Here is a 26,256-nt window from a genome sequence, read left to right as displayed (position 1 = left end):
CCGGTCGGTAGCGTCACGACCGTGACCAGCCCGGCCTCGGCCCTCCACGACCTCGTCCAGACCGCCCTCGTGGCGGCGTTCGGCGAGGAGTACGCCGACACCGACCCGGTGCTGCGGCCGAGCCAGTTCGCCGACTTCCAGGCCAACGTCGCGTTGGCGCTGGCCAAGCGGCTCGGGCGCCCGCCGCGCGAGGTCGCCGACCTGCTGGTCGAGCACCTCGACGTGACCGGGGTCTGCCACGAGCCCGAGGTGAGCGGCCCGGGGTTCGTCAACCTGCGGCTCGACGAGACCTGGCTGGGCAGCGCCGTCGACGACCTGTCGCGCGACCCGCGGCTCGGCGTCCCCACCCAGGACCGGCTCGTCGTGCCGATCGACTACTCCGCGCCCAACGTGGCCAAGGAGATGCACGTCGGCCATCTGCGGACCACCGTGGTCGGCGACGCGCTGGCGCGGACCCTGGAGCACCTCGGCCACCAGGTGGTCCGGCAGAACCACGTCGGCGACTGGGGTACGCCGTTCGGGATGCTGATCGAGCACCTGCTCGACGTCGGCGAGGACTCCCCCGAGGCTGCGCAGCTGCGCAACGACCCCAACGCGTTCTACCAGGCGGCACGTGAGGCCTTCGAGGGCGACGTGGCGTTCGCCGACCGGGCGCGCCGGCGGGTGGTCGCGCTCCAGGCCGGCGACCCCGAGACGCTGACGCTCTGGCAGGAGCTCGTCGACCTCTCGAAGATCTACTTCAACACGATCTACAGCACGCTCGGGGTCGGCCTGCGCGACGAGCACCTGGCCGGCGAATCGTCGTACAACGACGACCTGGCCGCGGTCTGCGACGAGCTCGAGGCCGCCGGGATCGCGACGATGAGCGAGGGCGCGCTGTGTGTGTTCCTCGACGGGTACACCGGACGGGAGGGCAAGCCGGTGCCGCTGATCATCCGCAAGTCCGACGGCGGCTACGGCTACGGCACCACCGACCTGGCGACCGTCCGGCACCGGGTGCGCGACCTGCACGCCGAGCGGATGCTCTACGTGATCGGGGCTCCGCAGTCGTTGCATTTGCAGATGGTGTGGGACACCGCGCGCAAGGCGGGCTGGCTGCCGCCGACGGTCGAGGTGGTGCACGTGCAGATCGGCAACGTGCTGGGCGCGGACCGCAAGATCCTGAAGACCCGCTCCGGTGCCCCGCTGCGGCTGATGGCACTGCTCGAGGAGGCCGTGGCCGCGGCCCGAGCCGTGGTCGACGAGTCGCGGCCCGACCTCGACGAGGCGCTGCGGGCCGCGATCGCCCCGCAGGTCGGCATCGGCGCGGTGAAGTACGCCGACCTGTCGGTGGCTCACGACAGCGAGTACGTCTTCGACCTCGACCGGATGGTGGCGCTGACCGGCAACACCGGCCCCTACCTCCAGTACGCCGCGGCACGGGTGCGCTCGATCCTGCGGTCGGCCGGGGACGCCGTACCCGGTCCGGTGCGGCTCGACGAGCCCTCGGAGCGAGCCCTGGCGCTGGCCCTGCTCGGCTTCGGCGACGTGGTGGTGCAAGTCGGCGACCTGCTCGAGCCGCACCGCCTGTGCGGCTACCTCTTCGAGGTGGCCCAGGCGTTCTCGGCGTTCTACGAGAACTGCCCGGTGCTGGGCGCCCCCGACGAGCCGACCCGGGCGTCCCGGCTCACGCTGGCCCGGGTCACGCTCGACGTGCTCGAGACCGGGCTCGGGCTGCTCGGGATCGAGGCTCCGGAGCGGATGTAGTCCTCCACTTGAGTCGCTGTGTAATGATGTAATCATGATTACGAACGAAGCGCTCGAACGGGTGAGGGGCTGGTTCTCCGGCCGTCTCCCCCAGGACTGGCAGACCGAGCCTGCCGACATCAGCATCGACCGCGACGAGATCGTCGTGACCCTCCACCTCCCCGACGTGGAGCCGGGCCAGACCGAGGCCGAGACCGAGGGGGCGCGGGCCGGACGGGCCAGCGCGTTCCGTGAGGACACCCGCGAGCAGCGGATCGCGATCGCCCGCGAGGCGCAGCACCGCTACGAGCGCACCGTCAGCTGGGGCGTGCGGATCGGTGAGCACGAGGAGCTCTACACCCACCTCGCCTCCCCCACCATGACCCGGCTGCGCCAGCCGCAGCGCCAGGTGCTCGACACCCTCGTCGACGCCGGCGTCGCCCGCTCTCGGGCCGATGCTCTCGCCTGGTGCGTCCGCCTGGTCGCCCAGCACGAGGACGACTGGCTGGCCGAGCTCCGCGAGGCGATGACCCACGTGGCGGACGTCCGGACCAAGGGCCCCACCGCCTGACAGCGCGATAGTCCGGCACGCTACGCACCCTCGGCGAGGCCAAGTGGGTGCCAGGCGTGCCGGACTATCGGAGGAATGGGGGCGGGGACCGGGGTGTTTCCCCGGGGTGACCACTCCCGCCCTGTCCGTGCTCGACCTCGTCCCCGTCCGCAGCGACCAGACCACGGGTGACGCCGTCGCGGCGACCCGGAGCCTGGCCCGGGTGGCCGACGAGCTGGGGTTCCGGCGCTACTGGCTCGCCGAGCACCACAACATGCCGGCCGTCGCCGCGACCAACCCGCCGGTCCTGATCGCGATGGTCGCCGCCGCCACCGAGCGGATCCGGGTCGGCTCGGGCGGCGTGATGCTGCCCAACCACGCACCCCTGGTGATCGCCGAGCAGTTCGCGCTGCTCGAGGCGGCGCACCCCGGACGGATCGACCTCGGGATCGGCCGGGCGCCAGGCACCGACCCGGTGACGGCGTACGCCCTGCGGCACGGCGCCGGCGGGGTCACCGACGAGGCGGTCGAGCTGTTCCCGTCGTACGTCGACAACATCGTGACCATGATGTCCCCGGGCGGAGCGGGCCTCCAGGTCAACGGCCGGATGCACCCGCTCAACGCCACCCCGCGGGCCACCTCGGTGGCCACGGTCTGGCTGCTCGGCTCGTCGGACTACTCCGCCCGGCTGGCCGCCGAGAAGGGGCTGCCCTACGTCTTCGCCCACCACTTCTCCGGCAGCGGCACCGCCGAGGCGCTCGACCTGTACCGGTCGTCGTACCGGCCCAGCGCGGTGCACCCGGAGCCACGCACCTTCCTCACCGTCAACGTGGCCGTGGCGCCGACCCGCGCGGAGGCGGACCGGCTGGTGCTGCCCAACTTGCTGTCGATGGTCGCGCTGCGGACCGGTGGGACCCTGGCCGCGCAGCTGCTGGTCGAGGAGGCGGAGCAGCGCGGACTGCCCGAGCAGCATCGCCCGCTGGCCGACCAGATGCTCGCGAGGTGGATCGTCGGCACCCCCGACGAGGCGGCCGAGCAGGTCGCCAAGCTCGCCGCGACGTACGACGTCGACGAGGTCATGCTGCACCCGGTCGCGGGTGCCGTGGCCGGCACCCCGGCCGACCGGGCGCCGGCGCGTGAGGCCACCCTGCGTCTCCTGGCCGACGCCCTGGCCTGAGCCGGTGACCGGCCCGCGCCCTCACAGGGTGCGGGCCGGCGCGACGCGCACCCGACGGGCGACGTCCTCGGCCTTGCGTCCCAGCCGGCGAGCCGCGACGTGGCGACGGCCTCGTCGGAGCCCCTCGGCCTCGGCCAGGCGATCTCTCAGCCGGACACCGGCCAGCTGCTCCAGCAGGGGATCCATCGCGGATGCCGTCAGGAGCCTTCGGCCACGGCGAAGATGGCATCGGCCACCAGTCCGTGCGCCTCGCGGTGGACGCTCGCCGCTGCCTCGGCGTCCGGCGCCTCCACCAGACAGAAGATCTTGCCGGCCTCCTGGTCCACCCAGTACCGCTGGTAGTCGACGCCGTAGCGCCCCTGGGTGGCGACGTCCGCCGCATGGGCCTGAGCGACATCTGCGATGCCGACCGGGCCGTCCAACGTGTGCACATCCATGAACAGAGCCATGTCTGCTCTCCTTTTCTCGAAGGCACCACGACTGTCGTTGTGCCACCATCAGCCTCGTGCAGCAGCAGACTGCAGGCCATGACCCGGCGACCGGGCCGGCTGACCGGGCAACCAGAAGTGACCTGACCCCACCACTGCCCGACCTCTTCGAGGCCGCCCTGCGGCGGCTCCGACTCGAGGGAGCGGTGTTCCTGCGCGCCGAATACCGGGAGCCATGGGCCTACGAGTCGTTGCCGGGACCCGCCACCGCGCACATCCTGCGGCCCGGAACCGACCGGGTGATCCTGTTCCACGTGGTCGCCGGCGGCACGTGCTGGGTCCAGGTCGGGGACCAGGAGAAGCACTGGGCCTCGGCCGGAGACGTTATCGTGCTCCCGTACGGCGACCAGCACAGCATGGGCGGCATCGGCGAGAGCGAGACCGTCCCGATCATGACCTTCATGCCGGCCCCGCCGTGGCCGCGGATGCCGCTGCTCCGGGCCGGCGCCGACGGCGACCTGACCGACGTCGTGTGCGGCTACCTGCACAGCGACGACGTGCTCTTCGACCCGTCCCTGCGGGTGTTCCCGTCCGCCTTCGTGGTCCGGCCCAGCGGTGCGGCCGGCGCCGCGTGGGTGCGCGCCAACGTCGACTACGCATTGGCCCAGGCCGACGTCGCGCCGTTCGGACCCGACGCCATCCCGACTCGGCTGCCCGAGATGCTGCTCGTGGAGGTGCTCCGCCAGCACCTCGCCACCGCACCGGCCGTGGACCAGGGCTGGCTGGCCGCGCTGCACGACCCCGTGCTCAACCCGGCGCTGTCCGCATTGCACGCGGCACCGGAGCGCAAGTGGACGGTGACCGACCTCGCCCGGGTGGCAGCGGTCTCGCGGTCCGGCTTCGACGACCGCTTCCGCCAGGTGCTCGGCCGCTCGCCGATCCGCTACCTCACCGAGTGGCGGATGCATCTCGCCCAGGACCTCCTGGCCTCCACCGACCTCGGCGTGGCTGCGGTCGCTCGCCGGGTCGGGTACGACGCCGAGGAGGCGTTCAGCCGGGCGTTCAAGCGAACCTACGGGAAGGCGCCCGGCCTGTGGCGCGGCGACCACGCCCTCCGACGGCCCTGAGCCGCTCCCGTCAGGGCGTGGCGGCGCTGGGGGCGACGGTGTCGCCGGAGAGCCGCTGCGCCAGATAGATGGGCACGGCCGAGACCAGCACCAGCACGGCGGCCACGACGTTGACCACCGGCGCCTGGTTGGGCCGGAACAGGTTCTGGAAGATCCAGATCGGCAGCGTCTGGGTCTGCGGGCCCGCGGTGAACGTGGTCACCACGATCTCGTCGAAGGACAGCCCGAACGACAGCAACCCGCCGGCCAGCAGGGCCGACCGGAGGTTCGGGAAGGTGACCAGGGCGAAGGTCCGGAACGGCCCGGCCCCGAGGTCCGCGGAGGCCTGCTCGAGCGACGTACCCAGGCGCTGCACGCGGGCCTGCACGTTGTTGAAGACGGTGACGATGCAGAACGTCGCGTGCGCGACGACCACGGTCAGGAAGCCGAGCTGGAGGCCGAGCATCGTGCGGAAGGCGTTGTTCAGCGCGATGCCGGTCACGATGCCGGGCAGTGCGATCGGCAGGATGATCAGCAGCGACACGGTGTTGCGCCCGAAGAACCGCGTGCGGCGCAGCGCCAGGGCCCCGCAGGTGCCGAGCACCAGCGAGATCAGGGTCGCCAGCGACGCGACCTCGAGGCTGACCAGCAGCGCGTGCCGGGCCCCCGAGCTGTGGAAGGCGACGTTCCACCAGTGCAGCGTGAGCCCGCGCGGGGGCCAGCCGAACGTCCGGTCGACGTTGAAGGAGTTCACCATCACCAGCAGGAGCGGCACGTAGACCACCACCACGACCAGCGCGGTCAGGATCCGGAGCACGGCCTTGAGCCGCGGCGAGATGATCATGCGGCGCTCACAGGTTGTCCAGGGCGCCGGTACGCCGTGCGGCAGCGAGGTAGACCAGCATCACCACGACTGGCACGGTCGCCAGCGCCGAGGCGAACGGCAGGTTGTTGGCCGAGCCGACGTTGTCGTAGACGACGTTGCCGAGCAGCTGGCTGGCCCCGCCGACGATCTGCACGGCGATGTAGTCGCCCAGCGACAGCGAGAAGGTGAAGATCGAGCCCGCCACGATCGCCGGGAACGCCATCGGGAGCACCACCCGCCGGATCGTGGTCAGCGCCCCCGCGCCGAGGTCGCCGGACGCCTCGAACAGCGAGCTCGGCACCCGCTCCAGCCCGGCGAAGATCGGCAGGATCATGTAGGGCAGCCACAGGTAGGCCAGCGTGATGGTGGTCGCGACCAGGCCGTAGCCGGGCGAGTGCAGCCCGAACGGCTTGCCCACCCAGTCGATCAGACCACCCTCCGAGAACATCCCGCGCCAGGCGTAGGCCTTCACGAGGTACGACGCCCACAGCGGCATCAGCACCGCGATCACCAGCAGCCGGCGCACCCGCGGCGAGGCGACCTTGGCCATGAAGAGTGCGATCGGGAACGCGACGATCGCGTCCACGACCGTGACGAGGGCGGCGATCCCGATCGTGCGGAACGCGATGGTCCGGTAGACCGAGATGTGCACGAGGTCGTGGTAGTTCTGCAGCGTCCAGACCCGCACGATCGCGCCGGTGAAGTCCTCCTGCCCCCACAGCGACGTGATGAACAGCGCCGCCAGGGCAGCAAGGTAGGCGACCCCGAGCCACAGCATGGGCGGCAGGAGCAGCAGCCCGGTGCGCAGCCCCGAGGAGCGCGCCAGGACCGACCCCCGCCCGGTCCGGGCGGGGGTTGCGGGGTCCGTCGTGGTGACCGCCAAGGTCAGCCCTTGATCTCGGTCCAGGCCTGGGTCCAGTCGCCGTAGTTGGTGCACGTGGTGTTCGTGCGGCCGTCCAGGCACTGCGAGATCGGGGTGGTCCAGTACCAGATCTTGTCGGCGAAGGCCTGGTCGGTGGTGTGGTAGGCCTTGCAGAACGCGGCACCGGTGAGCTTGCAGGCCTGGCCGTTGGCCGGCGCCTCACCGAAGTACTGCGCCACCTCCGACTGCGGCTTCGGCTCGGTGATGTAGGACATCCACGCGTAGGCGCAGTTCGGGTGCTGGGCGTGCGCGCCGATCATCCAGGTGTCCGACCAGCCGGTGGCACCCTCGGTGGGCAGGATCGCCTTGACCGGTGCCTTCTCGCTGGCCGCCACCTGCTGGATCACCTTCCAGGTCGTGCCGATCACCGAGTCGCCGCTCTTGAACGCCGAGACCTCCTTGAGGTAGTCCGACCAGTACTCCGAGATGTTGGCGCGCTGGTTCTTCAGCAGGCTGACCGCGGCGTCGAGCTGGGTCTGGTCCAGCGCGTAGGGGTTCTTGATCCCCAGGTCGGGCTGGGTCTTCATCAGGTAGAGCGCGGCGTCGGCGATGTAGATCGGGGAGTCGTACGCCGTCACCTTGCCCTTGTAGGTCGACGACTGGTCGAAGACCGCGCCCCAGCTGGTCGGGGCCGGCGAGACCAGGTCGGTGCGGTACATCAGCAGGTTCGCGCCCCAGCCGTGCGGCACGCCGTACATCTGGCCGTTGACGCTGTTCCAGGCCTTGTCCTTCAGGAACGGCTCGATCTGGTTGTAGTCCTTGATCAGCGAGGTGTTCACCGGGGCCACGTCGCCCCCCGCGATCAGCCGCAGGGACGCGTCGCCGGAGGCCGAGACCACGTCGTAGTTGCCGGTCTTGAGCAGGTTGACCGCCTCGTCGGAGGTGCCGAAGTACTTCACGTTGGCCTGGCAGCCGGTCTGCTGTTCGAAGGGCGTGACCCAGTCGACCTTGGGGTCGTTGGAGCCGTCCTCGGCGTACCCCGGCCAGGCCAGGATGTTCACCGAACCTTCCATCTTCCCCATGGACTGCTTCATCGGGATGCTCGGCGGGGTGAAGCCCCCGGCGCCGGGAGTACCGGACGTCGAGCTCCCCTGGCTGCCGCAGCCGGCGACGAGAGCGAGCGCGGCGACCCCGATCAGGGCGCCGAGGGATCGGATGCGCGTGGTCATGGTTTCTCCTGGTTGTCATCGTGGGGCCCCGAGAGAGAAATCTGTGAGCCGCGGTTCCAGACCACGTCGACGCGGGCGCCGGAGGCCTCGAGCGCGTCGTGGGCGCTGGCGCCGGTGTTGGGGCGGGAGACCGTGAGCCGCGGCCCGGCGTCGAGCTCCACGATCGTGTGCGTGCTCGGGCCGAGATAGACGACCTCCCGCACGGTGCCGGGGGCGGCGATCTCGTCGGAGTCGTGCGGGCTGCCGGGCCCGGCGAGGTGCAGCTTCTCGGGGCGTACGGCGTACTCCCCGGCCACCCCGAGCACAGCCACGGCCGCGTCTCCACCGATCCGGTTGGAGGTGCCCACGAAGCCGGCCACGAAGGAGCTGGCGGGGCGCTCGTAGAGCTCGACCGGCGTGGCCACCTGCTCGACCCTGCCCTCGTTGAAGACCGCGACCCGGTCGCTCATCGAGAGCGCCTCCTCCTGGTCGTGGGTGACGAAGACGAAGGTGATGCCGACCTCGCGCTGGATCAGCTTCAGCTCGAGCTGCATCTCGCGGCGCAGCTTGAGGTCGAGGGCGCCGAGCGGCTCGTCGAGCAGCAGCACCTTCGGCCAGTTGACCAGGGCCCGGGCCAGGGCGACCCGCTGTCGCTGCCCACCGGAGAGCTGGTGCGGCTTGCGGCCGCCGTACCCCTCGAGGCGGACGGAGGCCAGCGCGTCCTCGGCCCGCTGGCGGCGCAGCTTGCGGTCGACCTTCTTGACCCGCAGGCCGTACTCGACGTTCGTGATCACGTCCATGTGCGGGAAGATCGCGTAGTCCTGGAACACCGTGTTCACGTTGCGCAGGTGCGGGGGCAGGTCGGTGACGTCGTCGTCGCCGAGCAGGATCCGGCCCGAGGTCGGCCGCTCGAAGCCAGCGATCAGCCGCAGCACGGTGGTCTTGCCTGATCCCGACGGGCCGAGCATCGAGAAGAACTCGCCGTCCTCGACGTCGAGGTCGAGCTGGTCGACGGCGTGCACGTCACCGAAGTGTTTGGTCAGTCCCCGAGCGGACACCGCTGCGGGCACTCAGGCACCCACGTCCTGCACGCCCCACGGCGAGCCGTACGCGGTCAGCAGGTCCAGGAACGGTACGGCGTCGAAGGCCTCCGGGCCGAGCACGCCGGCGCCCTGCCAGGTGCCGTTGGCCAGCAGCTCGAGCGCGACAACCGGGTTGATCGCGGTCTGCCAGACGACGCACTGGTGGCCGTACTCCGCCATCGTCTGCTCGTTGTCGACCACGTGGTAGTAGTACGTCGACCGCGGCTGGCCGTCCTTGCCGGTCCCGGTCACCCAGAGCCCGGCGCAGGTCTTGCCCTTCATCCGCGGCCCGACGGTCGCCGGGTCGGGCAGCACCGCGGCCACGACGTCGCGCGGGCTCACCTCGACGCCCTTGACCCGAATCTTCTCGGTGCTGTCGAGCCCGAGAGTGTGCAGCACCTTGAGGATGTTGATGAACTCGTCGCCGAGGCCGTACTTGAAGGTCGCCCGCTTGCAGTCGACCCAGCGCGGCATCAGGAGCACCTCCTCGTGCTCGACGTTCACGCACTCGACCGGCCCGATGCCCTCGGGGAAGTCGAAGACCTCGGGCTCGCTGAACGGCGCCGTGGTGTGCCACGCGCCGTCCTGCCAGATCACCGGGGGGTTCAGGCACTCCTCGATCGTGGTCCACATCGAGAACGACGGCGCGAAGATCTCGTTGCCGTCGTCATCGGTGACCACGAGGTTGGCGCCGTCGCGGGTGCCCAGCTCGTCGATCTCGGAGAAGTCGTGGTCGCCGGCGTACCGCGCGAAGACGTCGGAGAGGCCGGGCTCGACGCCCATCCCGACCAGGGCCAGCCGGCCGGCCGACTCCCACGCGGAGGCGACCGCGAACTGCTCGTCGCCGAGCATCACGCCGGTCTTCTCGTACGGCGCCTCGGGGTGCGGCTTCGACAGCGACATCGCCATGTCGAGGTAGTCGACGCCGGCCGCGAAGGCTCCGTCGAAGATCGGCATGTTGAAGACCGGGTCGACCGCGTTCATCACGTGGGTGATGGCGTGCTCCTGACACAGCGCCGTGACCGAGGCCGCGTCCGAGGCGTCCACCCGGGCGGCGACGAAGCGCGGGTCGGTGGCTGCGGCACGCTCGGCCTTCGCGACGTCGTAGTCGGCGACCACGATCGTCTCGAAGAAGTCGCGGCGCGCGGCGATCGCCGTGAACGCACCGCCGACACCTCCGGCGCCGATCAGCAGGATCCTCATGACGTCCCTTCGTTCGGTTGGGGTGACTCCGGCCGGGCTGCCGGCCGGAAGGCCGGCCCGTGACCTGGTACGACGACGTCCGCGATCTCGAGGATCCGCGCGCGGCTCTTCTCCAGCGCCGACTGGTCCCACGCCAGAGGATCCTCCACGGGCGTCATGTCGGCGAACCACCACGCGTGGGTCAGCACGACGGTGCCGTCGTCGGTGTCGACGACCAGGGCCGCGCACTCGGCGGCGTGCCCCGGCGTCTCGATCACCCGGACGCGGTCGCTGAGCTGATGCCCGTCGCCGCCGTGCTCGAGCCACAGCGACCCGTCGTACACCGAGTCGACGTCGACCACGACGGCGCGGGCGAACATGCCGACGTTGCGGGTGTGGTCGACGTGGTGGTGGGTGACGAAGACGTGCGTGACGTCCTCGGCGCCGACTCCGTGCTCCCGCAGCGCATCGGTGAGGAGGGACGGGTCGGAGAGGATGCCGGGGTCGACGACCAGCACCAGGTCGGCGTCACGGACCAGGCTGATCGTGGGGTGCACCGACGAGCCGGCGTCGGTCTCCTCGACGTGCCCGGTGACGAGTACGTCGACGGTGGCGCTCACAGTGCCTGTCCTCACTCGCCGTGGTAGCTCATGACGTGCTTGACCCGGGTGTAGTCCTCCAGGCCGTACATCGAGAGGTCCTTGCCGTAGCCCGAGTGCTTGAACCCGCCGTGGGGCATCTCCGAGACGAACGGGATGTGGGTGTTGATCCAGACCACGCCGAAGTCGAGGTGCCTCGACATCCGCAGTGCGCGGGCGTGGTCGCGGGTCCACACGCTGGAGGCCAGGCCGTAGTCGACGCCGTTCGCCCAGCGCAGCGCCTCGGCCTCGTCGGAGAACCGCTGCACCGTGATCACCGGACCGAAGATCTCGTTCTGGATCTGCTCGTCGTCCTGCTGGAGCCCGGAGAGCACGGTCGGCTCGTAGAAGTAGCCCCGGTCGCCCTGGCGACGGCCGCCGGTCTCGAGGCTGGCGTGGTCGGGCAGCCGGTCGACCATGCCGGCGACCCGCTCGAGCTGGGTCTGGTTGTTGAGCGCGCCGTACAGGACGTCCTCGTCGTCGGGGAGCCCGGTCCTGGTGTTCCTCGCCTGCTCGGTGAGCGCGGCCACGAAGTCGTCGTGGACACCGGGCCCGGCGAGCACGCGGGTGGCCGCGGTGCAGTCCTGGCCGGCGTTGAAGTAGCCGGCCATCGCGATGCCCTCGGCCGCCTTCTCGATGTCCGCGTCGTCGAAGACGATCACCGGCGCCTTGCCGCCGAGCTCGAGGTGGACCCGCTTGAGGTCCTGTGCCGCCGCGCCGGCGACCTCCATCCCGGCCCGGACCGAGCCGGTGATCGAGACCATCTGCGGGGTCGGGTGCTCGACGAGCAGACGGCCGGTGTCCCGGTCGCCGCACACGACGTTGAGCACGCCGGGAGGCAGGAACTCCTGGCACAGCTCCGCGAGCAGCGTGGAGCTTGCCGGGGTGGTGTCGCTGGGCTTGAGCACGACCGTGTTCCCGGCTGCGAGCGCGGGTGCGATCTTCCAGATCATCATCATCAGCGGGTAGTTCCAGGGCGTCACCTGGCCGACCACGCCGATCGGCTCGCGCCGGATCCACGACGTGTGATCCTCGAGGTACTCCCCCGCCGACTTGCCCTCCAGCACCCGCGAAGCGCCGGCGAAGAAGCGGAAGTGGTCGGAGGCGTAAGGCATCTCCTCCGACATCGTCAGCCCGAGGGGCTTGCCGGTGTCGCGGCACTCCACGGCGTTGATCTCGTCGATCCGCGCCTCGATCGCGTCGGCGATGTGCAGCAGGGCGCGGGCCCGGACCTTCGGGGTGGTGTCACCCCACGCCTCGAAGGCGTCGGCCGCCGCCCGGTAGGCCCGGTCGATGTCCTCGGCGCCCGACAGCGGCGCCGTCGCGTACACCTCGCCCGTCGTCGGGTCCACGATGTCGTAGGTCTGCCCGGACGCACTGTCGACCGGACCACCGTCGACGATGTTGCGGAACGCCTCGTCAGCCATGGGCGGGAGCCTAACCAGCAGGCGACGGAATCGGTAGAGGCGGGTCCACGAAACGACGGATTTCGTCAGACCCGGGTCGTACGGCGGGCTGAACGCGCTCGTGGCGCGCCGGTGGGCCTTGTTGTGGTCATCGTGCGCTGCAGTTCACGCCTGGCGTTCCTCGTGCCACGCTGCAGCCGTCGAACCCCCACCCGAACTGCCGCCGTGGGCGACCACCGGGCCTGTGGAGAACGGGCGCCGGCACGGGCGCACCAGTGGCAGCCTCGGGCTCATGACGACGCCGGTGGAGGTGGCGGTGACGCTGGCCCAGCTGGGCGGCGTCTCCACCAGCGCCGACCTGCGTGCCCTGACCTCGCGTCGGGCCCTGCGCGCCGCCGTGGCGCAGGGCGTCGTGCGGCGACTCGGTCGCGGCACGGTGGCCCTGCCCGCCCTCGACCCGACCCAGACAACCGTGCGCGCAGTGCAGGGCGCACGCTCCCATCTCAGCGCCGCTCTGGACCACGGCTGGGCGATCGCGGTGCCGCCCACGCGGCCGATGGTCACGGTGCCGCGGTCCGGCCAGGTCTCCGCCGCCGATCGCGCAAGGGTGCGGATCTTCTGGGGCACCCTCACCGACCTGGAGGTGGCGAACGGCGTCACCGGCCCGGCGCGCACCGTCGTGGACTGTGCCCGCACGTTGGGGTTCGGTCAGGCTCTCGCCGTCGCAGACTCCGCTCTCCGCTCGGGCGGGCTGACCCGCAACGAATTGGTGGCAGCCGCCCGCGCGTCGCCCCGGACCGGCCGCTCGCGCGCCGTACGCGTGGCCGAGTCAGCGGACCCGCGTGCCGCGAACCCGTTCGAGTCGATGCTCCGCGGGATCGCGCTCGACGTCCCGGGGCTCTCGGTGGAGCCGCAGGTCCACATCGGGGGCGCGGAGTTCATCGGCGCCGCCGACCTGGTCGACGTCCGCCTCGGCATCGTGATCGAGGCGGAGTCGTGGGCCTACCACGGCGACCGGTCGCCGTTCGACCGTGATGTCCGCCGCTACACGGCCATGGTGCGCGCGGGCTGGCGCGTCGTGCGGTTCCTCTGGGCCGACGTGTACCGCGACCCGGCCGCCGTGCACGCCGTCCTGACCGACCTCGTGGGGGAGACGCACCCGGCCACTCAGACCGCGTAGACGGCCTTCCCGACCACCCAGGTCGACACGACCCTGGTCGCGCCGATCTCGTCGGTCGGGTGGGCGAAGGGGTCGCGGTCGAGGACGACCAGGTCGGCGACATTGCCGGGGGCCAGCACGCCGGCGCCGTCGATCCGGTCGCGCCCGTTCACCCAGGCCGAGCCCGAGGTGTACGCCGCGAACGCGGTGGCCAGATCGAGCCCCTGCTCGGGGAGGAACGGGTCGTGCCCGGCCGGCCCCTCCTCGCCGTACGACGTGCGGGTGACGGCGGTGTGGATCGCGGCGAGCGGGTCGGGCGAGGTGACCGGCCAGTCGCTGCCCATCACCAGGCGCGCGCCGGAGCGGTGGAGCCCGCCGAACGGGTACTGCCAGGTGGCGCGCTCGGGCCCCAGGAACGGGATCGTGAGCTCGGTCATCTGCTCCTCGTTGCACGCCCAGAGCGCCTGTGCGTTGGCCGCGACACCGACCGCGGCGAAGCGCGGCACGTCGTCGGGGTGCACCAGCTGGAGGTGGGCGATGTGGTGCCGCAGGTCCTCGCCGTGCCCGGCGGCCCGGGCCGCTTCGAACGCGTCGAGCGCCTCGCGCACCCCGCGATCGCCGATCGCGTGCACGTGCACCTGGAAGCCCTCGGCCGCCAGCGCGGCCACGACCTCCTTCAGCTCGGCGCCGTCCACGAACGAGTGCCCGGCGTTGTCGGTGGCGTGCCCGCAGCGGTCGAGGTACGGCGTACCGAGGGCGGCCGTGCCGTTCTCGAGAACGCCGTCCTGCATGATCTTCACGCTGGTGGCACGGAAGCGACCGCCGGTCTGCCGCTGACGGCGCTCCACCAGGTCGGGGATCTGCGTCAGCCCGAGCCCGCGCTCCCACCAGAGCGCGCCGACCACATCGGCGAGCAGGTCGCCGTTCGCGACCGCGTCCAGGTACGTCGACCCGGTGTCGGCCATGCCGTCGTACGCGCCGACGATCGCGTCCTGCCAGGCCGTGACCCCGAGGGAGAACAGGTAGCGCTGGCCCTCGACCAGCGCCTCGGCGTACGCCTCGGGTGGGAGGTCGGGCTGCAGCCTCGCCACCAGGTCCATCGCGCCCTCGTGAAGTGTGCCCTGCGGTCGCCCGTCGGGGAGCCGCTCGATCCGGCCGTCCGGCGGGTCGGGCGTCTCGGCGGTGATGCCGGCGAGCTCGAGGGCACGCGAGTTGACCCAGGCCCCGTGGTGGTCGCGGTTGGGCAGGAAGACCGGACGGTCCGGCACCACGGTGTCGAGGTCGAGGGCCGACGGCGTCCCGCCCGGGAACGCCGACATCGCCCAGCCACCGCCCCGGATCCACGGCCCGTCGTGCCGGTCGGCGTACGCGCGGACCAGGGCGAGGTACTCGTCCCGGCTCGCCCCGCCGGTCAGGTCGCACTGCCTCCGCTCCAGGCCGCCCTGGATCGGGTGGCAGTGCGCGTCGGTGAAGCCGGGTGCGACCAGGCCGCCGGCGAGGTCGACGACGTCGTGGTCCTTCAGGTCCTCACCCGCCGAGTCGGGCCCGAGCACGGCGACGACCGTGCCGTCGTCGACCAGCAGGTCGTAACCCGGCAGGTGGCGGCGGCCGTCGAAGACCGAGCCGCCGGTGAACAGCGTGGACATCAGCGACCCTCGAGCAGCGGGCCGGCGGGGTCGTGGGTGATCCCGACCTTCTTCGCGGCCAGCCCGGACAGCGCCTCGAGGCAGACCCGGTTGGCGAGGTAGGAGGTGATCTCGGCGTGGTCGTAGGGCGGGGACACCTCGACCACGTCGATGCCGGCGACCGGCAGCTCCCGGCAGATCCGGCGTACGGCGTCCAGGAGCTCGCGCGACGACAGCCCACCCGGCTCGGGGGTGCCGGTGCCGGGCGCGTGGCCGGGGTCGCAGACGTCGATGTCGACCGAGAGGAAGACCGCGTCGCAGTCGTCGAGGGCGATCTCGAAGGCCTCGTCGAGGCAGGCCTCCAGCCCGCGCCTGCCGATCTCGGTCATCTCGTAGGACCGCATGTCCTGGTCGGCCATCCACGCCATCGTCTCGGGGCCGGGCCAGTAGCCGCGCAACCCCATCTGGAGGAAGCGGTCGCCACGCAGCGCACCGGACTCGATCAGCCGGCGCATCGGCTGGCCGTGCCCGTAGAGCGAGCCGAACTCGATGTCACCGGTGTCGGCGTGCGCGTCGAAGTGGATCATCGAGACCCGGCCGAACCCGTGGTGCCGGGCCACCCCGGTCGCGTCCGGGAGGGCGATCGAGTGGTCGCCTCCGAGCACCAGCGGGATCGCGCCGGCCGAGGCGACGGCGTACACGGCGTCCTCGAGGGCCTGGAGCGCGCGCTCGATCTCGCCCGGCGGCATCTCGACGTCGCCCATGTCCACGACGGTGACGTCCTGGAGCGCGTCGACCCGGAGCGCCAGATGCGGGCGCGACCCGTCCTGCGGCAGGTAGTCGGTCTGCCGGATCGCCATCGGGCCGAACCGGGTGCCGGGCCGGTGCGACGTACCCCCGTCGAACGGCGCCCCCACGACGACCACGTCGGCCGCGGCCAGAGCGGCGGTGTCGTCGACGTCGACGGCCGGGACGCCGAGGAAGGTGATGTCCGGACCGAACTGGGCGCCGTAGCGTGTCATGGGAACTTCCTACCAGTACGGCGGGTCACGGCGACACACCTTCGGATTCCGTCAGTAAGTTGGTCAAGACCTACGGATTCGCTTGCCGGAACTCCGTTCGGGTTAGATCATGGTCGTAACCGCACCCCCCAGACGAGGAACCGATACTCATGCTCGGTCAGGACGAACACGTCTACGACAACGCCCACCTGCAGCAGGCGGCTCGTGACCACCTCTGGATGCACTTCACCCGGCACTCCGGCTACCAGTCCGCCGACGTGCCGATCATCGTGCGTGGCGAGGGCGCCTACATCTACGACTCCGACGGCAAGCGCTACCTCGACGGCCTGGCCGGCCTGTTCGTGAGCCAGCTCGGGCACGGCCGGGCGGAGCTGGCCGAGGCGGCCGCCAAGCAGGCCGAGAAGCTGGCCTTCATGCCGCTGTGGTCCTACGCACACCCCAACGCCATCGAGCTCGCGGAGCGGGTCGCCGGCTACGCGCCCGGTGACCTCAACCGGATCTTCTTCACCACCGGTGGCGGCGAGGCCGTCGAGACCGCGTGGAAGCTGGCCAAGAACTACTTCAAGCTGGTAGGCAAGCCGCACAAGCACAAGGTGATCAGCCGGGCCATCGCCTACCACGGCACCCCCCACGGGGCGCTGTCGATCACGGGTCTGCCCGGCATGAAGGCGATGTTCGAGCCGCTGGTGCCCTCGACGTTCCGGGTCCCGAACACCAACTACTACCGCGCGCCGTACTTCGAGGACGACGAGAAGAAGTTCGGCCTCTGGGCGGCCAACGAGATCGCGGTGGCGATCGAGAACGAAGGGCCCGAGACCGTCGCTGCGGTGTTCCTCGAGCCGGTGCAGAACTCCGGCGGCTGCTTCCCGCCGCCGCCGGGCTACTTCGACCGGGTCCGCGAGATCTGCGACGAGTACGACGTCCTCCTGGTCAGCGACGAGGTCATCTGCGCCTTCGGTCGCTTGGGTCACATGTTCGGCGCCGAGCGCTACGGCTACCAGCCCGACATCATCACCTGCGCCAAGGGCCTGACCTCGGGCTACGCCCCGCTCGGCGCGATGATCGCGACCGACCGCCTGATGGAGCCGTTCCTCAAGGGCGACACGACGTTCCTGCACGGCTACACCTTCGGCGGCCACCCGGTCTCCACCGCGGTGGCGATGGCCAACCTCGACATCTTCGAGAAGGAGAAGATCAACGAGCACGTCCGCGACAACGAGGGCGCGTTCCGCGAGACGCTGACCAAGCTGCTCGACCTGCCCATCGTCGGCGACGTGCGCGGTGACGGCTACTTCTTCGGCATCGAGCTGGTCAAGGACAAAGGCACCAAGGAGACCTTCAACGACGAGGAGTCGGAGAAGCTGCTCCGCGGCTTCCTGTCGAAGGCGTTGTACGACGCCGGGCTCTACTGCCGCGCGGACGACCGGGGCGACCCGGTGATCCAGCTCGCTCCCCCGCTGATCTGCGACCAGGAGCACTTCGACGAGATGGAGCAGATCCTGCGCGAGGTGCTGACCAAGGCCGGCGACCTGATCTGACGTCGTACCCCGAGACCCCGCCCCGAGTGTTTCGAGGCGGGGTCTCGGTCGTCTGAGGGCGGCTGCCGGGAGGAACTACCGGGCCGAAACCGTCGCTTCTCGGCCGAAATTTCGGCTGGGAAGCGACGGTTTCCCCGGTGAACCGGGGAAAGCCGCGGCCCCGCTCAGCCCGCGAGGGCCTTCTGCCGGGCCCGGCTGCGCAGCTCGCTGCCGACCACGATCAGCACCGAGACCAGCAGCATCATCGTGCCGATCACGTTGATCTGCATGGGCACGGTCTTGCGGGCCACACCCCAGACGTACATCGGGAACGTCGTGGTGGTGCCGGCGTTGAGGTTGGTGATGATGAAGTCGTCGAAGGAGAGCGAGAAGCTCAGCAGGGCCGCTCCGAGGATGCCCGGGAAGACCAGGGGGAAGGTGACCTTCCAGAAGGTCTGCTGCGGTGTGGCGTACAGATCCATCGCCGCCTGTTCGAGGGTGTCGCTCATGCCGGCCAACCGCGAGCGCACGGTGACCACGACGAACGACAGGCAGAACATGATGTGGGCGATCAGGATGGTCCAGAAGCCCAGCTGTCCGGCGAAGCCCGCGGCCACGAACAGCGCGAGCAGCGAGGAGCCCATCACGATCTCGGGCGCGGCCATCGGCAGGAAGATCAGCACGTTGGTGGCGGACCGCCCGGCGAAGTCGTGCCGGACCAGGGCGAACGCCGCCAGGGTGCCGAGGATGGTCGCACCGAGGGTGGCCAGCAGGCCGATCTTGATGCTGAGCACGAGGCCGTGGCACATGCCCTCCGCGGCGCAGGGGTGCAGCCAGTTGTCCCAGGTGAAGGAGTAGAACTTGTAGATCTTCGACTGCTCGCTGGGGAGCTTGTTGAAGCTCATCATCACGACGATGAAGATCGGCACGAACGTGTAGACCAGGACCAGGATGCCGAGGAGCAGCACGATCCTGCTGCGCAGCCACCTCACAGCAGGTCCTCCGTCCCGGCGCGCTTCACGTAGAACAGCACCATCGCCACGATCATCACCATCAGGATCACCGACAGCGCACCGGCCGCCGGGTAGTCGTTCGCCTCGGTGAACAGGGCCTGGATCGTGTTGCCGATCATCCGGGTCTGCGTGCTCCCCAGCAGCTGGTCGTTGATGTAGTCACCGACCGCCGGGATGAACGTCAGCAGGGTCCCCGACACGACACCGGGCAACGACAGCGGCCAGGTGACCTTGAAGAACCCGACCACCGGGTTGGCGTAGAGGTCGTTCGAGGCCTCGATCAGCCGGTAGTCGATCTTGTCGATGCTGGCGAAGAGCGGCAGCACCATGAAGGGCAGGAAGTTGTAGGTCAGCCCCATCACGACCGCGAACGGCGTGTAGAGCAGGTGGCCGTTCGGGCCCAGGATGTGCACGAAATGCAGGGAGTTCACCACCACGCCGTCGTCGGCGAGGATCAGCTTCCACGACAGGGTCCGGATCAGGAAGCTGGTGAAGAACGGCGCGATCACCAGCACCAGCATGAGGTTCTTCCAGCGGCCGGCCTTGAACGCGATCGCGTAGGCGAGCACGTAGCCCAGGATCAGGCACTGGAAGGTGGCGATGGCGCCGTACACCAGGGACCGCGCCATCTGCGGCCAGTAGTCGCGGATGACGCCGGAGAAGTTGCTCCACTGGTAGACCATCGTGTAGCCGCGGAAGTCCGAGCCGTTCGCGTTGAACAGGCTGGTCGCCAGCAACGAGTAGAACGGGATCAGGAAGAACAGCAGCAGCCAGACGAAGGCGGGCGCCAGCAGGACGTAGCCGACGATCCCCTTCTTGCGGACGGTCTCGCTCATTCGTCGTCCAGGTGGGAGCCTGCCGACGCGTCCTGGTCGTGGTCGAGCAGGAAGGCGTACTCGGGCCGCCAGGAGAGCTCGACCTTGTCGCCGTGCCGGAAGATCCGGCGGCGTCCGGTGTTCTGCTCGAAGACCTGGAGCTCCTGGCCCCACGGCATCCGGACGAGGTACTGCGTGCTGACGCCGACGAAGCTGACGTCGGTGACCACGCCACCGGGGATGGTGTTGCCCGGCGCGTCGAGAGCCTCTCCCTCGTCACCGATCAGGACCTTCTCCGGCCGGATGCCGACCCAGCCCTGGTCGCCCTCGGCGTGGGTGCGGGACTTGGGGACCGAGATCGCGATGCCGTGCATGTCGACCGTCGTCAGGTCGCCGTCGCGGCTCTGGATCGTGCCCTCGATCAGGTTGGACTGGCCCAGGAAGTTGGCCACGAACGTGGTCCGCGGGTTCTCGTAGAGCTCGTCGGGAGCACCCATCTGCTCGATGATCCCGGCGTTCATCACCGCGATGGTGTCGGCCATGGTCATGGCCTCCTCCTGGTCGTGCGTGACGTGGATGAACGTCGTCTCGACCTCGTCCTGGATCCGCTTGAGCTCGATCTGCATCTGCCGGCGGAGCTTGAGGTCGAGCGCACCGAGCGGCTCGTCGAGGAGCAGCACCTCGGGCTTGTTGATCAGGGCCCTCGCCAGCGCCACCCGCTGCTGCTGGCCACCGGAGAGCTGGGCCGGCTTCTTGCGGGCTTGGCTGGTCAGCTCCACCAGCTCCAGCATCGCGGTGACCTCGCGGTCGACGTCGCCGGTCTTGCGACGGCGCGGGCCGAAGGCGACGTTCTCGAAGATGTCGAGGTGCGGGAACAGGGCGTAGTTCTGGAACACGGTGTTGACCGGACGCCGATAGGGCTTCTCGAACGTGATGTCGCGCTCGCCGAGCCGGATCGTGCCGGACGTCGGCGTCTCGAGGCCGGCGACCATCCGCAGGGTCGTGGTCTTGCCGCAGCCCGAGGGGCCGAGCAACGCGAAGAACGATCCGCTCGGTACGTCGAGGTCCAGGGAGTCGACCGCCTTGAAGGTCCCGAAGTCCTTGGTCAGCTCGCGCAGCTCGAGGCCGGCGCCGGCCGATCCCGCCGCTGGCGCCTCGGTGGTCTCAGCCGGAAGTGACATTGGTCCAGTCCTTTTCGTATTGGAGCTCCTGCTGGTCGTTGAGCGGCATGAAGCCCCACGTCGTCGACAGCATCTTGTCGTCGGGGAAGATCAACGGGCTCTTGGCGGCCGGCTTGTCGAGCTTCAACATCTCCTCCTGCGCGCCCTGCACCGGGCAGATGTAGTAGTTCCAGTCGGCGAGCTTGGCCGCCACCACGGGGTCGTAGTAGTAGTTGATCCACTCCTCGGCGTTCAGCTCGTGCTGGGCGAGGTTGGGGATCAGCATGTTGTCCGCCCAGAGCGCGAGGCCTTCCTCGGGCGTGACGAACTTGATGTCGGGGTTGTCCTGCTGGGCGATGATCACGTCGCCCGACCAGGCCTCACAGGCCAGGGTGTTGCCGGAGGCGAGGTCGTTGAGGTAGTCGTTGCCGTTGAACGAGCGGACCTGGCCGTCGGACACCGCCTTGTGCAGGGAGTCGATGGCGTTCTGCCACTGCGTGTCGGTGAAGTTGTCCGGGTGTGCCCCGACCGTGCGGAGCATGAAGCCCATCGTGTCGCGCATCTCGGTCAGCAGGGTGACCTTGCCCTTGAGGTCCGAGCGGGTCATCAGCTCGGTGAAGCTCTTCACCTCGCTGGTCTTCGAGGCGTTGTAGGCGATCCCGGTCAGGCCGCTCTGCCACGGCGCGTGGTAGGTCTCCTTCGGGTCCCAGGCCTTGCCCTGCAACCGCGGGATGAGGTTCTTGTGAAGGTTGGGCACCTTGCTCGCGTCCAGCGGCTGGATCCAGCCCAGGCCGATCATCCGGGCCGCCATCCAGTCGGTGAGCACCATGATGTCGCGCTGCACCGGCTGGCAGGCGCCGAGCTGGTTCTTCACCTTGGCGTAGAACTCGTTGTTGTCGTTGACGTCGTCGTTGTACTTCACCGAGATGCCGGTCCGGTCCTGGAAGACCGCCAGCGTGGAGCCCGCCTTGTGCGGGGGGTCGATGTAGGCCGGCCAGTTGGAGACGATCAACCGCCTGTCGGTGGCCGAGACGTCGGTCGCCTTGCACGTCGCGGGGTCCTGCTGCGAGCCGCCGACGCCGAAGAAGGGAAGCTTGAGAGCCGCCAGGCTGGCGCCTGCGAAGGCTGCTCCCCCCACGCCTCGGACGACGGTACGGCGAGAGACGCCCCCGGATCCGCCTGCCATCTGCACTCCTGCCTCTGCCTGCCGATTCGGTTCGGATCGTGTCATGCGCAGGCATCGGTAACAAGGGATTCCGTGTTTCATTTGCCCGGACACGACGAAATCCTGCGGTAACACGGTGCTGGACCCGCACCCCAGTGCCTGACAGCATAGGTGTCCATGACCAAGAAGCAGCCTCGGGCAGCCCTCGACGATGTATCCAAAGCCATCATCGAGCAGCTCCAGCAGGACGGCCGACGCTCGTACGCCGCGATCGGCAAGGTGGTCGGTCTCTCCGAGGCCGCCGTCCGGCAGCGGGTCCAACGCCTCGTGGACGGGGGCGTGATGCAGGTCGTGGCGGTCACCGACCCGCTCGAGCTGGGCTTCGCCCGACAGGCGATGGTCGGGGTCCGGGTCAACGGGCCGATGGAGCCCGTGGCCGACGCGATCGCCGACCTCGACGAGGTCGACTACGTCGTGATCACCGCCGGCGCCTACGACCTGCTGGTCGAGGTCGTCTGCGAGAGCGACGAGCACCTCCTGGAGGTGATCTCGTCGAAGATCCGCCGGATCAGCGGCGTGGTCGGCACCGAGACGTTCATGTACCTCAAGCTGCGCAAGCAGACCTACTCGTGGGGTGTGCGCTGAGCACCGACTCCCCCGACCTGCGCAGCCTGTCCCTGTGGCACCAGACCACGCCGGGCGACGACTGGACCCCGCGGCCGCCCCTGCCCGGTGACCGCGAGGTCGACGTGGCGATCGTGGGCGCGGGCTTCACCGGCCTGTGGACCGCGCTCTACCTGGCCCGGGCGGAGCCGACCCTGCGGATCGCGGTGGTCGAGGCGCAGACCGCCGGCTTCGGCGCGAGCGGGCGCAACGGCGGCTGGTGCTCGGCCCTCTTCCCCTCCTCCCTGGACTCCCTGGCCCGCCGGTCGTCCCGGAGCGCGGCCCTGGCGCAGTACGCCGCGATGCGGCACAGCGTGGACGAGGTGATCCTGGCCGCGACTGCCGAGGACATCGACGCGCAGATGGCCAAGGGCGGCACCATCGCGCTGGCCCGTAGCGGCCCCCAGCTGGCGCGCGCGAAGGCGGAGGTCGAGCACGCCCGCAGCTGGGGTCTGGGCGAGGACCAGGTCCGGCTGCTCAGCGAGACCGAGGCCACGAGCGTGCTGGCCGCCACCCGGGTGCGGGGCGCGACGTACACCCCCGACTGCGCCGCGATCCACCCCGGCCGCCTCGTGCGCGGCCTCGCGGCGGCGGTCGAGCGGCGCGGCGGCACGATCTACGAGCAGACCCCGGCCACCGAGATCGCGCCGGGCCGCGTGGAGACCCGGCACGGCACGGTCCGGGCCGCGCACGTGATCCGGGCCACGGAGGGCTACACCCGGACGCTGGCCGGGCAACGCCGTCAGATCGTGCCGGTCTACTCGCTGATCATCGCCACCGAGCCGCTGCCCGAGGCGACCTGGGAGCAGATCGGGCTGCGCCGGCGCGAGACCTTCAACGACCACCGGCACCTGATCATCTACGGCCAGCGCACCGCCGACGACCGGCTGGTCTTCGGCGGGCGCGGGGCGCCCTACCACTTCGGCTCCCGGATCCGGCCGGGGTTCGACCGCAACGAGCACGTCTTCGCGGCGCTGCACGCCACCCTGGTCGACCTCTTCCCGGCCGTGGCTCCGGCCCGGGTCACCCATGCCTGGGGCGGTGCGCTCGGCATCGCCCGCGACTGGACGGCCTCGGTCGGCCTCGACCGCAGCACGGGCGTGGGCTGGGCGGGCGGCTACGTCGGCGACGGCGTCAGCACCACCAACCTCGCCGGGCGGACCCTCGCCGACCTCGTCCTCGGGCGCGACACCGAGCTGACCCGACTCCCCTGGGTCGACCACCGGTCGCGCTCGTGGGAGCCAGAACCCCTGCGCTGGCTGGGCATCAACGCCGGCCTGCGCGCGATGACCTGGGCCGACTCCGAGGAGGCGCGCACGGGTCGCGAGAGCCGGATCGCCAAGGTCGTCGCGCCGCTGATCGGCTAGCGGCGCGGGTCCCTCACAGCCCGTCCGCGGCGGAGTCCGCCGGCCGACCGGTCACGTCGAGCCAGGCCCGGAACAGGGGTCGCAGGCCGGGGCCGTGGATCTGGACGGCGAGCGCCTCGAACGCCGCGGTCGTGCCGTGGCCGTGCCGGTGCTGGCGCGTCCAGGCGCGGAGCAGCCGGGCGAACGCAGGGTGTCCCATCCGCTCTCGGAGGGCGGCCAGGGCCAGGGCCCCCCGCTCGTAGACCGCCTGGTCGAAGAGGTGCCCCGGCCCCGGGTCGGAGATCCGGAGCTTCCAGAGCTCGGTTCCGTCAGGGTTGGCGGCGTACGTCTCGTGCAGCCAGCGGCGGATGCTGACACCGCCGTGGCTCTCTGTCCACAGGGCCTCCATGAAAGTCGCGAACCCCTCGTTGAGCCAGATGTCGCGCCAGTGGTGGACCGACACCGAGTCGCCGAACCACTGGTGGGCCAGCTCGTGGACCATCAGGGTGGCGAAGACGTCCAGCGGGTACGTCGGGCGGGTCTGCGTCTCCAGGGAGAAGCCGGGGTTCAGCTCGGTGACCACGCCGCCGGTCTCCGCGAACGGGTAGGGGCCGAGGTGCCGCTGGAGCCAGCCCACGATGTGCGGGGTCTGGAGCAGTCCGTGCAGCACCGCCCGGCGTCGGGCGGTCGGAAGCTGGCGCGACACCGCGACGTACCACGGCAGCCCGCGGTGGACCCCGTGCCGGACCTCGAACCTGCCGGCTGCGAAGAAGGCCAGGTAGGTCGCCATCGGGCCGCCGCCACTCCAGTGGTACGTCGTGTGGGCGCCGTCGCGGCGGACCCCGACGAGGCGGCCGTTGGCGATCACCCGGTCGGCACGCGGGACGGTGAGGTGCAGGTCCATCCGGGCCTTGTCGAGCGGATGGTCGTCGGAGGGGAACCACCAGGCGGCCATGTGCGGCTCGTTGACCGCGACCACCTCGGCGTCGTCGGCGACCCAGTTGTGCTCGCCCTCCCAACCCTGGCGATCGGGGTGGCCGGAGTAGGCGATCCGGGCCCGCACCGTGCCCCCGGTCGGGATCGGATGCGCCGGGGTGATCACCAGCTCGTGCCCGTCGGGCTGGGCGAAGGTGGCCCGGCCCGTCGAGAGGCGGACCGACGAGACCGGCAGCAGGAAGTCGAGGTCGAAGGACGACAACCGCTCGGTGGCGCGCAACGTGACCCTGGTCCAGCCTCGGATCCGCCGGTCGCCGAAGCGGTAGCCGTCGTGCACGTCGTAGGACAGCACGTCGATGCCGCCGTTGCCGTCGAGCGGGAAGTAGGGGTCACCGATGCCCGGCGCCCCGGCGACCGCGGACGGGGCCGTCGCCACCGTCGGGGCTGCCCCGCCGCCGAGGAGGAGGGCCAGGGCGACCGCCGCGGCGGCCCAGCAGGTCAGCCAGCGGGTCAGCACCTGCGCAACCTAGCGGAACGTCGAATTCCGTTTGCGACCCGCAGCCCGCGCTGTCACACTCGGAGCGCCCGGTGATCTCCGGTGCCCGATGAGAGGAGACGTGACATGACCATCACTGTCCTCGGCCTGCCCGCAGACCGTCCCTCTCACCTCTGGAGCACCGTCACCGATGACATCGGAGCACATCCCGAACGCTGAGGCGTTCGACAGCTTTCTCACCGACACCTACACCCACGTCGACCCGCTCAGCGGCCTCGATCCGTCGTTCGTCTTCGACTTCCACGCCTACTTCCCCGACGACGACCTGCCGGACGGCCAGCGCTTCTCGACGTGGCTCTCCGTCGAGCCGCTGAGCCGCGGCCCGGAGCCGCACCCGGACTGGCTGGTGACCTCGCAAGGCGCCATCGACACCGAGCTCGGCATCCTCAAGACCGGCAAGGAGGCCGACGTGTTCCTGCTGGAGCGCGCCGACCCGCTCGAGCCGGAGCGCGCCGTGGTGATGGCGGCCAAGCGCTACCGGTCACCGGAGCACAGCACCTTCCACCGCTCGGCCGCCTACACCGAGGGTCGCTCGATGAAGCGCTCCCGCGACGAGCGCGCCCTCAAGCGCAAGAGCACGTTCGGCCGCCTGGTCGCGGCCGGCGAGTGGGCGATCTCGGAGTGGGGCGCGCTGAACCGACTGCACGGGCTCGGCCTGCCGGTCCCCTACCCCGTGCAGATCGACGGCACCGAGATCCTGATGGAGTGGATCACCTACGACGGCGAGACCGCGCCGCGGCTGGCGCAGACCCGGCCGGACCGGGCCCTGCTGGAGTCCTACTTCGACCAGCTGCGGGACGCTCTGGCCACGATGGTGCAGGCCGGGATCGTGCACGGCGACCTCTCGGCGTACAACATCCTGGCCGCAGGACCGCGACTGGTGATCATCGACCTGCCCCAGATCGTCGATCTGGTGGGCAACCAGAACGGCATGGACTTCCTGATGCGGGACTGCACCAACATCTGCGGCTGGTTCCGCGGCAAGGGTCTCGAGGTCGACGAGCACGAGCTGTTCGGGGAGCTGATGGCGCACGCGTTCTAGAGTCTGGG

General features: G+C 70.3%; 25 protein-coding genes. 9 read left to right on the top strand and 16 right to left on the bottom strand.

Features of this window, described 5'->3' with window-relative positions; translation table 11 throughout:
* The first annotated feature begins 21 nt into the window (after positions 1–21).
* From argS to E3N83_RS01905, 3 genes are all read left to right on the top strand, one after another.
* Positions 22–1,746, top strand: coding sequence for an arginine--tRNA ligase (argS, locus tag E3N83_RS01915; protein ID WP_151081725.1), 1,725 nt, complete (start codon positions 22–24; stop codon positions 1,744–1,746).
* A gap of 34 nt (positions 1,747–1,780) precedes the next feature.
* On the top strand, positions 1,781–2,296 hold the full coding sequence (locus E3N83_RS01910; protein ID WP_191907908.1) for a hypothetical protein: 516 nt from the start codon (positions 1,781–1,783) through the stop codon (positions 2,294–2,296).
* Between the two features lie 106 nt (positions 2,297–2,402).
* Positions 2,403–3,452, top strand: a complete 1,050-nt coding sequence (locus tag E3N83_RS01905; RefSeq protein ID WP_202879296.1) for an LLM class flavin-dependent oxidoreductase — start codon at positions 2,403–2,405, stop codon at positions 3,450–3,452.
* Positions 3,453–3,473: 21 nt separating this feature from the next.
* Here the strand turns inward: E3N83_RS01905 and E3N83_RS19390 are convergent, their stop codons facing one another.
* Both E3N83_RS19390 and E3N83_RS01900 read right to left on the bottom strand, forming a co-directional pair.
* A complete protein-coding gene (locus E3N83_RS19390; protein ID WP_191907907.1) occupies positions 3,474–3,638 on the bottom strand; it encodes a hypothetical protein in 165 nt (54 codons plus the stop codon).
* Positions 3,639–3,649: 11 nt separating this feature from the next.
* The gene (locus E3N83_RS01900; protein ID WP_151081724.1) at positions 3,650–3,901 is read right to left on the bottom strand and encodes a DUF4242 domain-containing protein; all 252 of its coding nucleotides are present in this window, start codon (positions 3,899–3,901) and stop codon (positions 3,650–3,652) included.
* Positions 3,902–3,957: 56 nt separating this feature from the next.
* Here E3N83_RS01900 and E3N83_RS01895 point away from each other — a divergent pair, with 56 nt between their 5' ends.
* Entirely contained in the window at positions 3,958–5,007 is a 1,050-nt protein-coding gene (locus E3N83_RS01895) for an AraC family transcriptional regulator (protein WP_238343023.1), read from the top strand.
* A gap of 10 nt (positions 5,008–5,017) precedes the next feature.
* On the opposite strand, the gene E3N83_RS01890 is transcribed toward E3N83_RS01895, so the two are convergent.
* The 7 genes from E3N83_RS01890 to E3N83_RS01860 are packed head-to-tail and all read right to left on the bottom strand — an operon-like array spanning position 5,018 to position 12,250.
* Positions 5,018–5,830, bottom strand: a complete 813-nt coding sequence (locus tag E3N83_RS01890; protein WP_151081723.1) for an ABC transporter permease — start codon at positions 5,828–5,830, stop codon at positions 5,018–5,020.
* 7 nt (positions 5,831–5,837) lie between these two features.
* Complete coding sequence (locus E3N83_RS01885; RefSeq protein ID WP_238343022.1) at positions 5,838–6,734, bottom strand: ABC transporter permease; 897 nt, start codon at positions 6,732–6,734, stop codon at positions 5,838–5,840.
* Between the two features lie 2 nt (positions 6,735–6,736).
* On the bottom strand, positions 6,737–7,942 hold the full coding sequence (locus tag E3N83_RS01880; RefSeq protein ID WP_151081722.1) for an ABC transporter substrate-binding protein: 1,206 nt from the start codon (positions 7,940–7,942) through the stop codon (positions 6,737–6,739).
* Positions 7,939–8,943: an ABC transporter ATP-binding protein gene (locus E3N83_RS01875; RefSeq protein WP_238343021.1), complete on the bottom strand. Its 1,005-nt coding sequence runs from the start codon at positions 8,941–8,943 to the stop codon at positions 7,939–7,941. The genes E3N83_RS01880 and E3N83_RS01875 overlap by 4 nt, the downstream gene beginning before the upstream one ends.
* A gap of 48 nt (positions 8,944–8,991) precedes the next feature.
* The gene (locus tag E3N83_RS01870) at positions 8,992–10,206 is read right to left on the bottom strand and encodes a saccharopine dehydrogenase family protein (protein ID WP_151081720.1); all 1,215 of its coding nucleotides are present in this window, start codon (positions 10,204–10,206) and stop codon (positions 8,992–8,994) included.
* Entirely contained in the window at positions 10,203–10,805 is a 603-nt protein-coding gene (locus tag E3N83_RS01865) for an MBL fold metallo-hydrolase (protein ID WP_191907906.1), read from the bottom strand. The genes E3N83_RS01870 and E3N83_RS01865 overlap by 4 nt, the downstream gene beginning before the upstream one ends.
* An 11-nt stretch (positions 10,806–10,816) precedes the next feature.
* Complete coding sequence (locus E3N83_RS01860) at positions 10,817–12,250, bottom strand: gamma-aminobutyraldehyde dehydrogenase (RefSeq protein WP_151081718.1); 1,434 nt, start codon at positions 12,248–12,250, stop codon at positions 10,817–10,819.
* A gap of 271 nt (positions 12,251–12,521) precedes the next feature.
* Here E3N83_RS01860 and E3N83_RS01855 point away from each other — a divergent pair, with 271 nt between their 5' ends.
* Positions 12,522–13,409, top strand: coding sequence for a hypothetical protein (locus tag E3N83_RS01855; RefSeq protein WP_151081717.1), 888 nt, complete (start codon positions 12,522–12,524; stop codon positions 13,407–13,409).
* Here the strand turns inward: E3N83_RS01855 and E3N83_RS01850 are convergent.
* Both E3N83_RS01850 and speB read right to left on the bottom strand, forming a co-directional pair.
* Complete coding sequence (locus E3N83_RS01850; RefSeq protein WP_151081716.1) at positions 13,397–15,034, bottom strand: amidohydrolase; 1,638 nt, start codon at positions 15,032–15,034, stop codon at positions 13,397–13,399. The genes E3N83_RS01855 and E3N83_RS01850 overlap by 13 nt on opposite strands.
* Positions 15,034–16,035, bottom strand: a complete 1,002-nt coding sequence (gene speB, locus E3N83_RS01845) for an agmatinase (RefSeq protein WP_151081715.1) — start codon at positions 16,033–16,035, stop codon at positions 15,034–15,036. Before speB ends, E3N83_RS01850 begins: the two co-directional genes overlap by 1 nt.
* A 149-nt stretch (positions 16,036–16,184) precedes the next feature.
* On the opposite strand from speB, the gene E3N83_RS01840 reads away from it, so the two are divergent.
* Positions 16,185–17,573, top strand: a complete 1,389-nt coding sequence (locus E3N83_RS01840) for an aspartate aminotransferase family protein (RefSeq protein WP_151081714.1) — start codon at positions 16,185–16,187, stop codon at positions 17,571–17,573.
* Between the two features lie 164 nt (positions 17,574–17,737).
* Here the strand turns inward: E3N83_RS01840 and E3N83_RS01835 are convergent, their stop codons facing one another.
* The 4 genes from E3N83_RS01835 to E3N83_RS01820 are packed head-to-tail and all read right to left on the bottom strand — an operon-like array spanning position 17,738 to position 21,678.
* Positions 17,738–18,544: an ABC transporter permease gene (locus E3N83_RS01835; protein ID WP_238343020.1), complete on the bottom strand. Its 807-nt coding sequence runs from the start codon at positions 18,542–18,544 to the stop codon at positions 17,738–17,740.
* Positions 18,541–19,401 carry an ABC transporter permease gene (locus tag E3N83_RS01830; RefSeq protein WP_151081713.1) on the bottom strand — a complete coding sequence of 287 codons (861 nt, stop codon included), beginning with the start codon at positions 19,399–19,401 and terminating at the stop codon, positions 18,541–18,543. The genes E3N83_RS01835 and E3N83_RS01830 overlap by 4 nt, the downstream gene beginning before the upstream one ends.
* Positions 19,398–20,561: an ABC transporter ATP-binding protein gene (locus E3N83_RS01825; protein WP_151081712.1), complete on the bottom strand. Its 1,164-nt coding sequence runs from the start codon at positions 20,559–20,561 to the stop codon at positions 19,398–19,400. The genes E3N83_RS01830 and E3N83_RS01825 overlap by 4 nt, the downstream gene beginning before the upstream one ends.
* Positions 20,545–21,678, bottom strand: a complete 1,134-nt coding sequence (locus tag E3N83_RS01820) for a polyamine ABC transporter substrate-binding protein (protein ID WP_238343019.1) — start codon at positions 21,676–21,678, stop codon at positions 20,545–20,547. The genes E3N83_RS01825 and E3N83_RS01820 overlap by 17 nt, the downstream gene beginning before the upstream one ends.
* A 204-nt stretch (positions 21,679–21,882) precedes the next feature.
* Here E3N83_RS01820 and E3N83_RS01815 point away from each other — a divergent pair, with 204 nt between their 5' ends.
* Together E3N83_RS01815 and E3N83_RS01810 are read left to right on the top strand one after the other, a co-directional pair.
* Positions 21,883–22,350: an Lrp/AsnC family transcriptional regulator gene (locus E3N83_RS01815; protein ID WP_151081710.1), complete on the top strand. Its 468-nt coding sequence runs from the start codon at positions 21,883–21,885 to the stop codon at positions 22,348–22,350.
* Positions 22,335–23,735, top strand: coding sequence for an NAD(P)/FAD-dependent oxidoreductase (locus tag E3N83_RS01810; RefSeq protein ID WP_151081709.1), 1,401 nt, complete (start codon positions 22,335–22,337; stop codon positions 23,733–23,735). The genes E3N83_RS01815 and E3N83_RS01810 overlap by 16 nt, the downstream gene beginning before the upstream one ends.
* A gap of 13 nt (positions 23,736–23,748) precedes the next feature.
* Here the strand turns inward: E3N83_RS01810 and E3N83_RS01805 are convergent, their stop codons facing one another.
* Entirely contained in the window at positions 23,749–25,167 is a 1,419-nt protein-coding gene (locus tag E3N83_RS01805; RefSeq protein ID WP_151081708.1) for a M1 family metallopeptidase, read from the bottom strand.
* A 169-nt stretch (positions 25,168–25,336) separates the two neighbouring features.
* On the opposite strand from E3N83_RS01805, the gene E3N83_RS01800 reads away from it, so the two are divergent.
* Positions 25,337–26,248: a serine protein kinase RIO gene (locus tag E3N83_RS01800; protein WP_151081707.1), complete on the top strand. Its 912-nt coding sequence runs from the start codon at positions 25,337–25,339 to the stop codon at positions 26,246–26,248.
* Positions 26,249–26,256 lie beyond the last annotated feature (8 nt).

It is taken from the genome of Nocardioides cynanchi (assembly GCF_008761635.1).
Taxonomy (GTDB): Bacteria; Actinomycetota; Actinomycetes; order Propionibacteriales; family Nocardioidaceae; genus Nocardioides; species Nocardioides cynanchi.
The sequence above is the reverse complement of the archived record's forward strand: the minus strand, read 5'-3'. Positions and strand labels throughout refer to the sequence as shown.